Source organism: Polaromonas aquatica (genome assembly GCF_042659145.1).
GTDB lineage: Bacteria > Pseudomonadota > Gammaproteobacteria > Burkholderiales > Burkholderiaceae_C > Polaromonas > Polaromonas aquatica.
This window is the reverse complement of sequence record NZ_JBHSRS010000081.1, coordinates 104,810-119,498: the sequence shown is the minus strand read 5'-3', so window position 1 is coordinate 119,498 and position 14,689 is coordinate 104,810. Positions and strand designations below refer to the sequence as shown.

The 14,689-nt window shown below is 61.4% G+C and carries 11 protein-coding genes; 8 read left to right on the top strand and 3 right to left on the bottom strand.

Going from position 1 to position 14,689, the window contains the following annotated elements:
* Positions 1–11 precede the first annotated feature (11 nt).
* Positions 12–488 (top strand): transcription elongation factor GreA, encoded by a 477-nt coding sequence (gene greA, locus ACFQND_RS17335; RefSeq protein ID WP_371436396.1) that lies wholly within the window; start codon positions 12–14, stop codon positions 486–488.
* 18 nt (positions 489–506) lie between these two features.
* Entirely contained in the window at positions 507–962 is a 456-nt protein-coding gene (locus ACFQND_RS17330; RefSeq protein ID WP_371436395.1) for a DUF4149 domain-containing protein, read from the top strand.
* Positions 963–968: 6 nt separating this feature from the next.
* Here ACFQND_RS17330 and folD read toward each other — a convergent pair whose 3' ends face one another.
* The 3 genes from folD to ACFQND_RS17315 form a co-directional block, all read right to left on the bottom strand.
* Positions 969–1,814: a bifunctional methylenetetrahydrofolate dehydrogenase/methenyltetrahydrofolate cyclohydrolase FolD gene (gene folD / locus ACFQND_RS17325; protein WP_371436394.1), complete on the bottom strand. Its 846-nt coding sequence runs from the start codon at positions 1,812–1,814 to the stop codon at positions 969–971.
* A gap of 88 nt (positions 1,815–1,902) precedes the next feature.
* The gene (locus tag ACFQND_RS17320) at positions 1,903–2,529 is read right to left on the bottom strand and encodes a response regulator transcription factor (protein ID WP_371436393.1); all 627 of its coding nucleotides are present in this window, start codon (positions 2,527–2,529) and stop codon (positions 1,903–1,905) included.
* 72 nt (positions 2,530–2,601) lie between these two features.
* On the bottom strand, positions 2,602–5,154 hold the full coding sequence (locus ACFQND_RS17315; protein ID WP_371436392.1) for a PAS domain S-box protein: 2,553 nt from the start codon (positions 5,152–5,154) through the stop codon (positions 2,602–2,604).
* A gap of 305 nt (positions 5,155–5,459) precedes the next feature.
* Here ACFQND_RS17315 and aceE point away from each other — a divergent pair, with 305 nt between their 5' ends.
* The 6 genes from aceE (at position 5,460) to ACFQND_RS17285 (ending at position 14,667) form a co-directional block, all read left to right on the top strand.
* Complete coding sequence (gene aceE, locus ACFQND_RS17310) at positions 5,460–8,210, top strand: pyruvate dehydrogenase (acetyl-transferring), homodimeric type (RefSeq protein ID WP_377414223.1); 2,751 nt, start codon at positions 5,460–5,462, stop codon at positions 8,208–8,210.
* A 21-nt stretch (positions 8,211–8,231) separates the two neighbouring features.
* Positions 8,232–9,911: a dihydrolipoyllysine-residue acetyltransferase gene (gene aceF, locus ACFQND_RS17305; RefSeq protein WP_371435255.1), complete on the top strand. Its 1,680-nt coding sequence runs from the start codon at positions 8,232–8,234 to the stop codon at positions 9,909–9,911.
* Positions 9,912–9,920: 9 nt separating this feature from the next.
* Positions 9,921–10,511 carry an MFS transporter gene (locus tag ACFQND_RS17300; protein WP_371435256.1) on the top strand — a complete coding sequence of 197 codons (591 nt, stop codon included), beginning with the start codon at positions 9,921–9,923 and terminating at the stop codon, positions 10,509–10,511.
* Positions 10,508–12,370: a dihydrolipoyl dehydrogenase gene (gene lpdA / locus ACFQND_RS17295; RefSeq protein WP_377414220.1), complete on the top strand. Its 1,863-nt coding sequence runs from the start codon at positions 10,508–10,510 to the stop codon at positions 12,368–12,370. The genes ACFQND_RS17300 and lpdA overlap by 4 nt, the downstream gene beginning before the upstream one ends.
* Before the next feature lie 143 nt (positions 12,371–12,513).
* Positions 12,514–13,572 (top strand): 16S rRNA (cytosine(1402)-N(4))-methyltransferase RsmH, encoded by a 1,059-nt coding sequence (gene rsmH, locus ACFQND_RS17290; protein WP_371435258.1) that lies wholly within the window; start codon positions 12,514–12,516, stop codon positions 13,570–13,572.
* Between the two features lie 255 nt (positions 13,573–13,827).
* Positions 13,828–14,667, top strand: coding sequence for a pirin family protein (locus tag ACFQND_RS17285; protein WP_371435259.1), 840 nt, complete (start codon positions 13,828–13,830; stop codon positions 14,665–14,667).
* Positions 14,668–14,689 lie beyond the last annotated feature (22 nt).

Below are 14,689 nucleotides of genomic sequence, written 5' to 3'. Positions count from 1 at the left end.
GGAGCAAAAACATGGCAACCCTTCCGATTACCAAACTTGGCGCCGAAAAACTCAAGGCCGAGCTGCACCAGCTCAAGACGGTCGAGCGCCCGCATGTCATCAACCTGATTTCCGAGGCGCGTGCCCAGGGCGACCTGAGCGAAAACGCCGAATACGATGCCGCCAAGGACAAGCAGGGCTTTGTTGAGGGCCGCATCCAGGAAATTGAAGGCAAGCTGTCCGCCGCCCAGATCATCGATCCGTCCGAACTCGATGCCGGCGGCAAGGTTGTGTTTGGCTCGACCATCGAGCTGGAAGACGAAGATACTGGCGACAAGGTGACCTACCAGATCGTCGGCGAAGACGAAGCCGATATCAAGTTCGGCAGGGTCAATATCAGTTCACCGATTGCGCGCGCCCTGATCGGCAAGGACGAGGGCGATACGGCTGAAGTGCAGGCGCCTGGTGGCATCAAGCGCTACGAAATTATCGCGGTGATGTACATCTAAATCCAGATCTAAATCTAAATGCGCTACAGCTTCGGCATCATGGTCGCAGCCCTCTGGTGGGGCAGTCTCACCGCTCTGGGTTTTGTGGTCGTGCCCATGCTGTTTGCAAACCTGGGCAGCCCTGCGGCCGCAGGCGCCGTGGCTGCCAAGCTGTTTACCGCACAAACCTGGCTCAGCATCGCCTGCGCCATGCTGATGTTGCTGGTTTTTAATAAAAAAGATGCTGAGGCCCCCGTTCCGTCCGCGCAGCTAGCTATGAAATTCATAGTATCTGGGTTCTTGCTGGCCTTGCTGGTGGAGTTTGGCGTGTCGCCGCGCATCGTCAATGCCCGGGCCGAGGGCGGTAACCTCAAGCTCTGGCATGCGCTGGGCACGGCGATGTATGTGGGGCAATGGCTCTCCGCCGGAGCCAGCCTCTGGTTCCTGAGCCGGCCAGCTGCAGCAGCAGCCTCGCCGGACATCACTCGGGATTAGTTTTCTTCAGCCGCGTTCAGCGGCTTCCAGCGTATTGACCAGCAGCATGGTGATGGTCATGGGGCCGACGCCGCCGGGTACCGGCGTGATGTAGCCCGCAACTTCCTTCACACCGTCAAAGTCAACGTCGCCGCAAAGCTTGCCCTCGTCGTTGCGGTTCATGCCGACATCGATCACCACCGCGCCGGGTTTGACCATGTCGGCCGTCAGCACATTGCGCTTGCCGACGGCGGCCACCACCACGTCGGCCTGCAGGGTCATGGCCTTGAGGTCCCTAGTGGCGCTGTGGCAGATGGTGACGGTGGCATTTTTCTGCAGCAGCATCAGCGCCATGGGTTTGCCGACGATATTGCTGCGGCCTATGACCACGGCATGTTTGCCCTTGAGCTCGTAGCCAATGCTTTCCAGCATCTTCATGCAACCGTAGGGCGTGCAGGGCCAGAAGCCCGGCTGGCCGACCATCAGCGCGCCCGCGCTGCCGACGTGAAAACCGTCCACGTCTTTTTCGGGCGAGATGGCTTCAATCACTTTTTGTGCATCGATGTGTGCCGGTAGGGGGAGCTGCACCAGGATGCCGTGGATGGCCGGGTCCCTGTTCAGCGCGTCGACACGCGCCAGCAGCTCGGCTTCACCGAGCGTGGCCGGGTAGTGCTCCAGCACCGAATGCAGGCCGTTGTCCTGGCAGGCCTTGACCTTGTTGCGCACATACACCTGGCTGGCCGGGTTTTCGCCGACCAGCACCACGGCCAGACCGGGGGTGATGCCGCGCTCGCGCAGGACGGCCGCGCGTTGGGCAACTTCCATGCGCAGTTTTTTTGAAAGGGCGTTGCCGTCAATGAGTTGTGCTGTCATTTCTCGTTTCCTCAATTAAAAACGCCCGCTAGTCCGGAAACTACGGGCGCGTGCAGCTATAAAAGATATAGCAGCTGGTTTGCCGGCCTCAGGCTTTGGGTGCGCTGGACCCAAGGGCTATCTTGAGCAGGTCGGCCACGGTGTTGGCGTTGAGCTTTTCCATGATGTTGGCGCGGTGCGCCTCCACCGTCTTGATGCTGATGCCCAGGTCGTCGGCGATCTGCTTGTTCAGCCGGCCGGCCACGATGCGTTCCAGCACCTGGGTTTCGCGGGAGGTCAGCTTGGCCAGCAGGGCGTCGCGGCTGGCGGATTGCTGGTGGCCTGCGAAGGCGTCCTTGGCCTGTTCCAGCATGCGCTCGACCAGGTTGACGAGGGCGTCTTCCTGGAAGGGCTTCTGGATAAAGTCCATGGCGCCTTTTTTCATGGTGTTCACGGCCATGGGCACGTCGCCGTGGCCGGTGATGAAGACGATGGGCAGCGGCGACTTGCGCTCGACCAGGCGGTCCTGCAGCTCCAGCCCGGTCATGCCGCCCATGCGGATGTCAACGATCAGGCAGGCCACTTCACGCGCGTCGTAGCGGGAGAGGAAAGTTTCGGCCGAGTCGTAGCAGCGGACGCGGTAGTCCTTGCCTTCGAGCAGCCACTGCAGGGAGTCACGTACGCCCTCGTCATCATCGACGACGTAGACGGTGCCTTTTTTGGGAATCAAGCTCATGCCAAACTTTCTTTCGTGAACTTCTTGAGAACTCTTTTGAAGAACTTTTGCTCGGCACCCCCCGTTCCCGGGTCAGGTGATTGCTACGTTATCGGTAGCTGACGACGCCGATGATAGCAAGGGCGTCACAGGAATCCAGAAGGTAAACCGGCAACCCACCACTTCGTCGCCATTGTAGAGGTTCTCGGCCTCCATCCGGCCCTGGTGGGACTCGACAATGCTGCGGCACAGTTTGAGGCCTATGCCCATGCCTTCGGCCTTGGTGGAGTAGAAGGCTTCGTAGAGCCGCCCCATCACTTCCGGCGACAGGCCCTTGCCCGAATCGAGTACAGAAAACTCCACCACGCTCTGGTCTTCAATGGTTTTCGGCACCACCCGCAACTCGACGCTGCGGCGCGCTGTGGGCATGTGCGCCTGCTCGATCGACTCGGCACCGTTCTTCATCAGGTTGATCAGCACCTGCTCGATCAGGATGGGGTCCACCATCACCTGCGGCAGGCGCGCCGCAATGTAGTGGCTGAGCCGCACGTTGTGGCGGCGCAGTTCGATGTCGGCCAGTTCCATCGCGTTGCTGACCAGGGTGGCCACATCGGCCGCGGTGCGGTTGGGCTCGCTGCGTTTAACGAATGAGCGTATGCGCTGGATGATCTGGCCGGCACGGTGCGCCTGTTTGGCGGTTTTTTCCAGTGCGACCAGCAGGTCTTCGTTGCTGATCTGCTGGCTCTTGATGCGCGAGACCATGCCGTTGCAATAATTGTTGATGGCAGTCAGCGGCTGGTTCAGCTCGTGCGCGACGCTGGATGCCATCTCGCCCATGGTGATCAGCCGGCTCGCCGTCTGGGCGCGTTCATTTTGCTGGGCGGCCTGTTCTTCTGCGTGGCGGCGCGGTGTGATGTCGGTGGCAATCACCATCTGCGCCAGCCGGCCGTCCACCCAGGTCAGGTAGCGTGAACGAACCTCCAGCCACTTGCCGAGGTTGGGCACGAAGATTTCGGCGTTCTCGGTCTGTGCCGTGGTCAGCGTGTCGGTGGGAAAACCGGCCAGGCCGTCCACCGCATCAAGCGCGTCGTCCGTGGGCGCGGCTGCCGGCACGCCGGCCTGGGCGATCAGGTTCATGTGCCCGGACACCTCGCCGCCGAACCAGGCGCGGTACAGCTTGTTTGCAAACAGCAGCTCCTCGCTGCCCAGGGGCGCGACTGAAATGGCCGCGTCCAGGCCTTCCAGAACGGTGGTGAAGCGCTCGTAAGAGGCTGTCAGTTCTTCCCGGATACGCCGTGGCTCGGTGATGTCGGTCATGGACGTCATCCAGCCGGTTTGCTGGCCGCGCGGATCTATCAGCGGCGAGACGTACATGCGGGCGTCAAACAACTCGCCGTTCTTGCGTTTGACCTTGACCTCAAAACCGGCGGGCGGCGTGCGTCCGTGCAGTTCGTCGTCCAGCCTGGCCATCAGGGTATCGATTTCTGCCTCAGGCCAATGCGGGAAGGGCGGTGTGCGGCCTACCAGTTCGCTTTCGGCCAGGCCCGTCATCTGGCAGAAGGCCGGGTTGACATAGGTGATGCGGCCCTGCAAATCAAGCGCGCGCATGCCGGTCAGCATGGAGTTCTCCATGGCGCGCCGGAAGTTGGTTTCCGATATCAGGGCCTGCTGGGCCTGCACCCTGCGGCGCGTGTGGCGCCAGGTGCCCAGCAGCATCCACACCGTGATTGCACTCAGTGCGGTGACCAGCCAGAAAAAGCCGCTGCCCACCACGCCCAGCGAGGCGCGGTAGCCCTGGGCCCGGATGAGCAGGCCATTGCCCACCGGAGAGACCGGGATCTCGTATTCGGCGGCATCGTCCGTCCAGGGCAGCAGGCGCGCTGCGGGGTTGCGCGGCGGTGGCACGTTGCCGGCCAGCACCCGGTTTTTATCGTCCACCAGGGTCACAGCATATTTGGCCGTGACTTCCGTCGGCACGCCGAAGCGCAGCAACCCGTCAATCGCGTACTCACCCATGATCACGCCGCCAAACCTTCCCTGGTCATCCAGCGGGATCAGTATCTGCAGGGTCGGTGCGTTGTAGTCGCTGCTGTCCGTCGGGTTCAGCGGGCGCGAATAAACCGGCTGGCGCAAATCGCGGGCCAGGCCGTAAGTGCCATCGGTTTCGCCGGCCTTGAGCTGCTCGCCGGCACCGCGCAGCTGGGCGGCGTTGGCGCTGGCCGACACATAAGCCACCTTGACGCGGCGTTTGGAGTCCACCCAGGTCACGGCCAGCAGTTCGGGGTACTGGTTGACCAGCGACTCTGCCTGCGACATGAACTCCTCAATGTCCACGTCCTTGTTGGAGATGTCCCGGCCTATGCGCATGAGCTGCTCCTGCCGCTCCAGCAGGCGCAGGCGCAGGCGTTGCTGTGCGTATTCGACGTCGCGCTTGACAGCCTGCTGCTCGCGGTCAATCTCTTCAATACGCAGGTAGCCGAAGGCAGCGATCACGGCGGCCAGGAACAGTATCACGGCCAGCAGCGGCCCTAGCGTGATGAAACGGTCCTGCCTGGACGGCGACTGTTTGCGCCACCAGCGGCGCCACCAGACCAGAGGAGCCGGGCTGGCGGGGGAAGGGGTGGAGAGTGGGGCGGGCGTGGACATGAGCAGAGCCCAGTTTAAGGGAGATGCCCTTTGGCGGGCCGCCTTGTTCCCGATATTTCAGGACGGCAGGAGGGTAAGGCTGCGTGGATATTGCCCGGCTCCGTGAATGAATTGTTTTGTATGTATTTTCTTAAATTTCTTAATGTGAAATCAATAAGCACTATTTGAAATTGCATAAATATTATGAGAAACTAGAGACTTGAATCTAAATTGCGTTTACAACTCATTTGGATGCAAGCTTTGCGCCCGGCCCGACACAAGCGAGGCTGGGTTAAACCCGAGAGACCCCTAGCAGGAGACAAGACATGGCTGCCAACCCTAATAATGCCGGTGCCGACAGTTTGAGCGCTGCCGTCAACGACACACCGGACAAAGACACGCAGGAAACCCGTGAATGGATGGATGCGCTGTCCGCCGTGATCGAGAGCGAGGGCCCCGAGCGTGCCCACTTCCTGCTGGAGCAACTGCTGGAGCATGCCCGCCAGAACAGCATAGACATGCCGTTCTCTGCCAATACTGGCTACGTCAACACCATAGAGCCCGACCAGGAAGAGCCGTCACCGGGCAACCTGATCATCGAGCAACGCCTGCGCGCCTACATGCGCTGGAACGCCATGGCCATGGTGGTCAAGGCGAACCGCCTGCACCCGGTCGATGGTGGTGACCTGGGTGGCCACATTGGTTCGTTTGCCTCGCTGGCCAGCCTGTTCGGCGCCGGGTTCAACCATTTCTGGCATGCCGAAAGTGAAAACCACGGCGGCGACTGCCTGTATATCCAGGGCCACGTGTCCCCGGGTGTCTATGCCCGTGCCTACCTTGAAGGCCGGCTGACCGAAGAACAACTGCTCAGCTTCCGTCAGGAAGTCGACGGCAAGGGCCTGTCGAGCTACCCGCATCCCAAGCTGATGCCCGAGTTCTGGCAGTTCCCAACCGTGTCCATGGGCCTGGGCCCGTTGATGGCGATTTACCAGGCGCGTTTCCTCAAGTACCTGCACGCCCGCGGCATTGCCAATACCGAAAACCGCAAGGTCTGGGTGTTCTGCGGCGACGGTGAAATGGACGAGGTCGAATCGATGGGCGCCATCGGCCTTGCTGCGCGTGAAAAGCTCGACAACCTGGTGTTTGTCATCAACTGCAACCTGCAGCGCCTGGACGGCCCGGTGCGCGGCAACGGCAAGATCATCCAGGAACTTGAAAGCGAATTCCGCGGCGCAGGATGGAACGTCATCAAGCTGATCTGGGGCTCCGGCTGGGACGCCTTGCTGGCACGTGACAAGGACGGCATCCTGAAGAAGATCATGATGGACACGCTGGACGGCGACTACCAGGCCATGAAGGCCAATGACGGCGCCTACGTCCGCAAGCACTTCTTCGGCCAGCACCCCAAGGCGCTGGAGATGGTGGCACATATGAGTGACGAGGAAGTTTTTGACCTCCGGCGCGGTGGACATGATTCCAAAAAGGTCTACGCGGCGTTTGCTTCCGCAGTCAAACACAAGGACCAGCCAACCGTGCTGCTGATCAAGACCGTCAAGGGTTTTGGCATGGGCAAGATAGGCGAGGGCAAGAACAACGTCCACCAGACCAAAAAACTCGCCGACGAAGACATCAAGGCCTTCCGCGACCGTTTCAATATCCCGATTCCCGACAGCCAGTTGGCCGACATCCCGTTCTACAAGCCTGCAGACGACACACCGGAGATGAAGTACCTGCACGAGCGCCGCAAGGCTCTCGGTGGTTATCTCCCGCATCGCCGCACCAGGGCGGACGAGAGTTTCACGGTGCCTGCGCTGGACACTTTCAAATCGGTGATGGAAGCCACGCCCGAAGGGCGCGAGATTTCGACCACGCAGGCCTATGTGCGTTTCCTCACGCAACTGCTGCGCGACCAGGCCCTGGGCCCGCGCGTGGTGCCTATCCTGGTCGACGAGGCGCGTACCTTCGGCATGGAAGGCCTGTTCCGCCAGATCGGCATCTACAACCCTGCGGGCCAGAAATACACCCCGGTCGATAAGGACCAGGTGATGTATTACAAGGAAGACGTCAAAGGCCAGATCCTGCAGGAAGGCATCAACGAAGCCGGCGGCATGAGCAGCTGGATTGCCGCCGCCACCTCGTACAGCACCAACAACCGGATCATGATCCCGTTCTACGTGTACTACTCGATGTTCGGTTTCCAGCGCATCGGCGACCTGGCCTGGGCGGCCGGCGACATGCAGGCACGCGGCTTTTTGCTGGGCGGCACGTCGGGCCGCACCACGCTCAACGGTGAAGGCCTGCAGCACGAAGACGGCCACAGCCACATCCTGGCCAATACCATCCCGAACTGCATCAGCTACGACCCGACCTTTGCGCATGAAGTCGGCGTGATCCTGCACCACGGCCTCAAACGCATGGTGGAAAAGCAGGACAACGTTTATTTCTACCTCACCCTGCTCAATGAAAACTACGCGATGCCAGGCCTCACGCCCGGCACCGAAGAGCAGATCATCAAGGGCATGTACCTCTGCAAGGAAGGCGCCAACGTGCCACCGAAGGGCACCTCCGGGCCCGCGCCGCGCGTCCAACTGCTGGGCTCCGGCACCATCCTGCGCGAATCCATTGCCGCGCAGGAACTGCTTGAAAAAGAGTGGGGCGTTGCCGCCAACGTCTGGAGCTGCCCGAGCTTTAACGAACTGGCGCGTGACGGCCAGGACGCAGAGCGCTGGAACCTGCTGCACCCGACGGACACGCCGCGTGTGCCTTTTGTCGGCCAGCAGCTTGAAAAGCACGCCGGCCCGGTGGTCGCCTCGACCGATTACATGAAGGCCTACGCCGAGCAGATCCGCTCCTTCATCCCCAGGGGCCGTACCTACAAGGTGCTGGGCACCGACGGCTTTGGCCGCAGCGATTTCCGCAGCAAGCTGCGCGAGCACTTCGAGATCAACCGCCATTACATTGTGGTGGCGGCACTGAAGGCCCTGAGCGAAGAAGGCACGGTGCCGGTGGCCAGGGTGGCCGAGGCCATCAAGAAATACGGCATCCAGGCCGACAAGATCAATCCCCTTTACGCTTGAAGCAGAGCCGGAGACAACAACATGGCATTGGTAGATATACAGGTTCCCGATATCGGTGATTTCGACGAAGTCACGGTGATCGAACTGCTGGTCAAGCCCGGCGACAGCATCAAGGCAGACCAGTCGCTGCTGACGGTGGAGTCGGACAAGGCGTCCATGGAGATTCCATCTTCCGCTGCGGGCGTGGTCAAGGAACTCAGGGTCAAGCTCGGTGACAAGGTCAAGCAAGGCAGCGTTGTGCTGGTGCTTGAGTCTGAGGGTGCTGCGGCGCCTGCAGCTGCTGTTTCTGAGTCAAAAGCGGCTGTGGCTGCCGCTGTACCTGCGCAGCCAGCTATCAATTCGGTAGCGTCATCAGCTCCTGCTGCCGCAGCCGCAGCCGCAACAGGCTCCGTGGAAATCCGTGTGCCCGATATCGGCGACTTCAAGGACGTCACGGTGATAGAGGTGCTGGTCAAGGTGGGTGATGCCATCAAGGCCGAGCAATCTCTGGTCACTGTGGAGTCGGACAAGGCGTCCATGGAGATTCCATCGTCCGCCGCGGGTGTGCTCAAGGACTTCAAGGTCAAGCTGGGCGACAAGCTCAACATCGGCGATTTGCTGGCCGTGCTGGAAGGCTCTGCGCTTGCCGCAGCGCCTGCCCCTGCTTCGGCGCCCGCTCCTGCGCCCGCACAAGCTGCGGCGGTACCGGTTGCCACTGCTTCTTCACCAGCGCCGGCACTGGTAGCGTTGCTGCCGGCACATGAACCCACCGCAGTGCCCACCGGCAGCCTGCCGCATGCATCGCCATCGGTGCGCAAGTTTGCGCGCGAGCTTGGTGTGCCGCTGGCCGAAGTCAAGGGCAGCGGACCCAAGGGCCGCATCACCGAGAGCGACGTGCAGGCCTTCACCAAATCGGTGATGGACGGCAGCACCCGTACCCAGGCGCAGGCGGCAAAAGCCCCGGCATCTTCTGGCGGTTCCGGTGTGGGCCTTGACCTGCTGCCATGGCCCAAGGTCGACTTCACCAAATTCGGCCCGGTCGAGCGCAAGGACATGTCGCGCATCAAGAAGATCAGCGGCGCCAACCTGCATCGCAACTGGGTGATGATCCCGCACGTTTTTAACCATGACGATGCAGACATCACCGAGCTGGAAGCCTTCCGTGTCCAGATGAACAAGGAAAACGAAAAAGCCGGCATCAAGATCACCATGCTGGCCTTCCTGATCAAGGCCTCTGTCGCGGCGCTGAAAAAATTCCCCGAGTTCAATGCCTCGCTGGACGGCGACCAACTGGTGCTCAAGCAGTATTACAACGTGGCTTTTGCTGCCGACACACCAAATGGCCTGGTGGTGCCCGTCATCAAGGACGCGGACAAAAAAGGCATTGTGCAGATCTCGCAGGAGATGGGCGAGCTGGCCAAGAAGGCGCGTGACGGCAAACTCAGCCCGGCAGACATGTCGGGCGCCTGCTTCACCATCTCGTCGCTGGGCGGCATAGGCGGGCGTTATTTCACGCCCATCATCAATGCGCCTGAAGTTGCCATCCTCGGCGTGTGCAAGAGCCAGATCGAACCTGTCTGGGACGGCAAGGCCTTCCAGCCGCGCCTGATTTTGCCGCTGTCGCTGAGCTGGGATCATCGCGTGATTGACGGCGCCTCTGCAGCCCGTTTTAACGCTTACCTGGGTCAAATCCTCGCTGACTTCCGCCGCGTGCTTCTTTAAGGAGCTTGCATGACAACGCTTGTAGTCGTCAAAAAAGCAGGGCAGGTCGCGATTGCCGCTGACACGCTGGTGACGTTTGGCGACACCAGCCTGCCGCATCGCTTTGAGGCCAACAGCAAGATATTCAAGGTCGATACGCCTTCCGGTATCAGCTACGTTGGCATGGCCGGCACGGTGGCGCACTTCCCGGCCCTGCGCAAGGCCATGGCGGCGCTGCCCAGGGAGCAACTCAAGCTGGGCAGCCGTGACGAGGTGTACGACACCTTCCTCAAACTGCATCCCGTGCTGAAGGAAACGTTCTTCCTGCAGACCAAGGAAGACGACAACGACCCCTACGAGTCCAGCCAGTTCACGGTGGTGATTGCCAACGCGAGCGGCATCTTTGGCCTGTACAGCTACCGCGAAGTCTTTGAGTTCAAGGAATTCTGGGGCATTGGTTCAGGCCGCAGTTTTGCACTGGGCGCCATGCACGCAGCCTGGGACAAGGCCAAAACCGCCCGTGAAGTAGCCGTTGCGGGCATGAACGCCGGGTGCGAGTTTGACAAAAACTCTGCCGGACCGGTTGAAGTATTTACCCTCAAATTGAAAGCCTCCAAATGAGTGCATCTTCGAATCTGATTGACATCAAGGTACCGGACATCGGTGACTTTGACGAAGTGACCGTGATTGAACTGCTGGTCAAACCCGGCGACAGCATCAAGGCCGACCAGAGCCTGATCACGGTGGAGAGCGACAAGGCCTCCATGGAAATCCCGGCATCGCAGGCCGGCCTGGTCAAGGAAATCAAGGTCAAGCTGGGCGATAAGGTCAAGCAGGGATCCGTCGTTTTGACGCTGGAAGCTTCCGGCGCCGCTGCGGTTGCTGCAGCCCCCGAAACTGATAAAAAAGTGCCTGCAGCCGCCGCAGTACCTGCGCAACCAGCTATTAAAAACGTAGCATCTCCAGCGCCGGCTGCTGCCAGCTTTGCCGGCACCGCCGACCTGGACTGCGATGTACTGGTGCTGGGCGCAGGCCCAGGCGGTTACTCAGCCGCCTTCCGCGCTGCCGACCTGGGCCTGAAAGTCGTGCTGGTCGAGCGTTACGCAACCCTGGGCGGCGTCTGCCTGAACGTGGGTTGCATCCCGTCCAAAGCCCTGCTGCATGTGGCGGCGGTGATGGACGAGGTCAAACATTTTGAAGCGCTGGGCGTGAGTTTTGCCGAGCCAACGGTCGACATCAACAAGCTGCGCACGCACAAGGAAAAAGTCGTAGGCAAACTCACCGGCGGGCTGACCGCCATGGCCAGGATGCGCAAGGTCACCACCGTGCGCGGCATAGGCAGCTTTGTGGGCGCGAACCATCTGCAGGTGGAAGAAACCGCTGGCGCCGAAGGCCAGGAAAAAACCGGCAAGACGCAGACGATAGCGTTCAAGAACTGCATCATCGCGGCCGGCTCGCAAGCCGTTCGTTTGCCTTTCATGCCCAACGATCCGCGCGTGGTGGACAGCACAGGCGCGTTGGCGCTGAAGGAAGTCCCCAAACGCATGCTGATCCTGGGCGGCGGTATCATTGGCCTGGAGATGGGCACGGTCTACAGCACGCTGGGCGCACGCCTGGACGTGGTTGAAATGCTCGACGGCTTGATGCAGGGCGCCGACCGTGACCTGGTCAAGGTCTGGCAGAAGATGAACGCCCCGCGTTTTGACAACATCATGCTCAAGACCAAAACCGTCTCTGCTCGCGCTTTGCCAGAAGGCATTGAAGTCACGTTTGCTTCGGCGGAAGAGGGCGGTACGGCCCCCGCGCCGCAGGTCTACGACCTGGTGTTGCAGGCCGTGGGCCGCACACCCAACGGCAAAAAGCTCGCGGCCGAGAAGGCCGGCGTCGCCGTGACCGACCGCGGCTTCATCCCCGTGGACATCCAGATGCGCACCAACGTGCCGCACATCTTCGCGATTGGCGACATCGTCGGCCAGCCCATGCTGGCGCACAAGGCGGTGCACGAGGCCCATGTGGCGGCCGAAGTCATTGCAGGCGAACTGCAGGGCAACAAGGAACTGGCGAGCGCAGCTTTCAACGCCCGCGTGATCCCAAGCGTGGCCTATACCGACCCCGAAGTGGCATGGGTGGGCCTGACGGAAGACCAGGCCAAGGCCCAGGGCATCAAGGTCAAAAAAGGCCTGTTCCCCTGGACGGCTTCGGGCCGCGCCATCGCCAACGGCCGCGACGAAGGTTTCACCAAGCTGCTGTTTGACGACAGCGAGGACGCGCATGGCCACGGCAAGATCCTGGGCGGCGGCATTGTCGGCACCCATGCCGGCGACATGATTGGTGAAATCGCGCTGGCCATCGAAATGGGCGCCGACGCGGTGGACATCGGCAAGACCATCCACCCGCACCCGACCTTGGGTGAAAGCATAGGCATGGCGGCGGAAGTGGCGCATGGTAGCTGCACTGACTTGCCACCGGCACGCAAGTAAGGATGAATTGCTACTGAATCAGTAGCTGGCCGCGCAGACTTCGTAAGGGCTACGCGGCTTTTTTGTTTGGACTGAATGCCTGGCGGTTTGGCCACACTCACAGAACGAACAGATCGCCTTCGGAGCCGGGCGCATAATGGCCGATGACCGACGCTGCCCTTCCCCACAAGCGCCGCGTGCGTTACGCTGGCACCCATCCCCGCCAGTTTGAAGAAAAGTACAAAGAGCTGGACCCCACGCGCCATGCGGCCGAGGTCGACAAGGTCATGCAGCGTGGGCAAACGCCTGCGGGCATGCACCGCTCCATTTGCGTTGACGAAATCCTGGCCATATTGAAACCCTTGCCTGGCGAAACCGGCCTGGACCTCACCCTGGGCTTTGGCGGCCACACGCTGGCCATGCTGCCGCTGGTGCAGCCAGGAGGGCGCATGTTTGGCATGGATGTTGACCCGATTGAGATGCCCCGTACCACGGCGCGGCTGCGTGCCTTGGGTTTTGGCGAAGAGGCGCTCAGCGTGCACCGCGCCAACTTCAGTGAACTGGCCACTTTGCTGCCGCAGGCGGGTGGTGGCTTCGACTTTGTGCTGGCTGACCTGGGCGTGTCGTCCATGCAAATTGACAACCCGGCACGGGGCTTTAGTTTCAGGGCCGATGGGCCGCTGGATTTGCGCCTGGACCCCAGCAGCGGCCAGTCTGCCAGCGAGCTGCTGTTGTGCGTGACGCGCCACCGGCTGCGCGACCTGCTGACCGACAACTCGGACGAGCCCTTTGCCCTGCCATTGGCCGCGGCCCTGCAAGGCCAGTACCTGGAAACCACGGTGCAGCTTGCCGACCTGGTGCGGGCCACGATGGAACTGGCCTACAAGCGCAGCATGCCTGCTGAAGAGCGCCTGGCCGAGACCAAAAAAGTGCTGCAGCGCACGTTTCAGGCGCTGCGTATTGAGGTGAATGACGAGTTTGGCGTGCTGGACACTATGTTGCTGAACCTGCCAGTCTGCCTGAAGCCCGGTGGGCGCGTCGCTATTCTGAGCTTTCACTCCGGGGAAGACAGGCGCGTGAAAAAGTGCTTTCAAACGGGCGAGCGCAACGGTATTTTCAGCAGCGTGGCCGCCGACCCGATTCGCGCCTCGTACGACGAGCAGCGCAGCAATCCGCGTTCGTCGTCCGCCAAATTGCGCTGGGCGGTGCGGGCGCTGCACTGAGCCTCTATCTGAAGGCAACAGTGTTCCTGGTGATCTGGTGCTGCCCTTGATCTGATCGCCGGTGAACGGCAGGGCAACCGGGAGCTTGCCGCCGTCCTCAACGTCCGTCGCGCATGGCCACGGCAAGATCCTGGGCCGGGGCACTGTCAGAACCCGTGTCAGAGAGCGGTGCGGTGGCAGTTGAATATCGGGGCAAGAGGATAGATACTGGCATCAGTCCCGTTGAATTTCCTGTCTCGAACCGAGGGGTCTGCCATGCAACGCACCATTGAAATCATTTTCCCCTCGGAGCGCATCATTGACGACGGTGACATGCTGTTGTGGCGCGCCTTGCCCCTGGACGGGCGCATCTCGCTCGGCCCCTTTGTTTTCATTGACCACTACCGGCACCAGAGCCGGCGCGGCATAGGCGACTCGCCGCATCCCCATGCCGGTATCGAAGTCATCAGCTACCTGCTGGAAGGTGGGGTGGCGCACCGCGACAGCCTGGGTTTCAAGGACACGCTGGGGCCAGGCGATGCGCAATGGATACGCGCCGGGCGCGGCATGTTGCATGCGGAGCAACCCAGTGGTGGAGGACGCCACGGCCTGCAGCTCTGGACCAGCCTGCCGCCGGCACAAAAACTGGCCGACCCGGCCTATGCCTCGTTTCGCGCAGCCGATATTCCCGAGATCCGGTCTGCCGGTGCGCGGGTTCGGGTCATTGCGGGACGCCTGGGCGATGTCACCGGCCCCATGCAAACCACCAGCCCCACCGTCTTTGCCCATATCCGCCTGGAGCCTGGTGCCACTGTCTCCTTGCCGGTCGATGCGGTGTTTGAACTCGGCCTGTATGTACTGGACGGTCGCCTGGCTGGAAAATCCGGTGCGTTATTGGGCCCGGGCGCTCTGGCGGTGTTGTCGTCCGGCTCATCGCTCACCTTGACGGCCATGCTGGATCAGGGTGCCGACGTGGCCTTGCTGGGCGGGGCCCCGGTAGAGGGCGAGATTTTGTTTGCCGGGCCTTTTGTCATGGATACCCGTGAACGCCTCGCACAAGCCAAACGTGATTACGCCAGCGGCGCGATGGGGCGGCTGGAAGGCGTTCCGTTTTAATACTGCGAGCGGGCGATGTGAT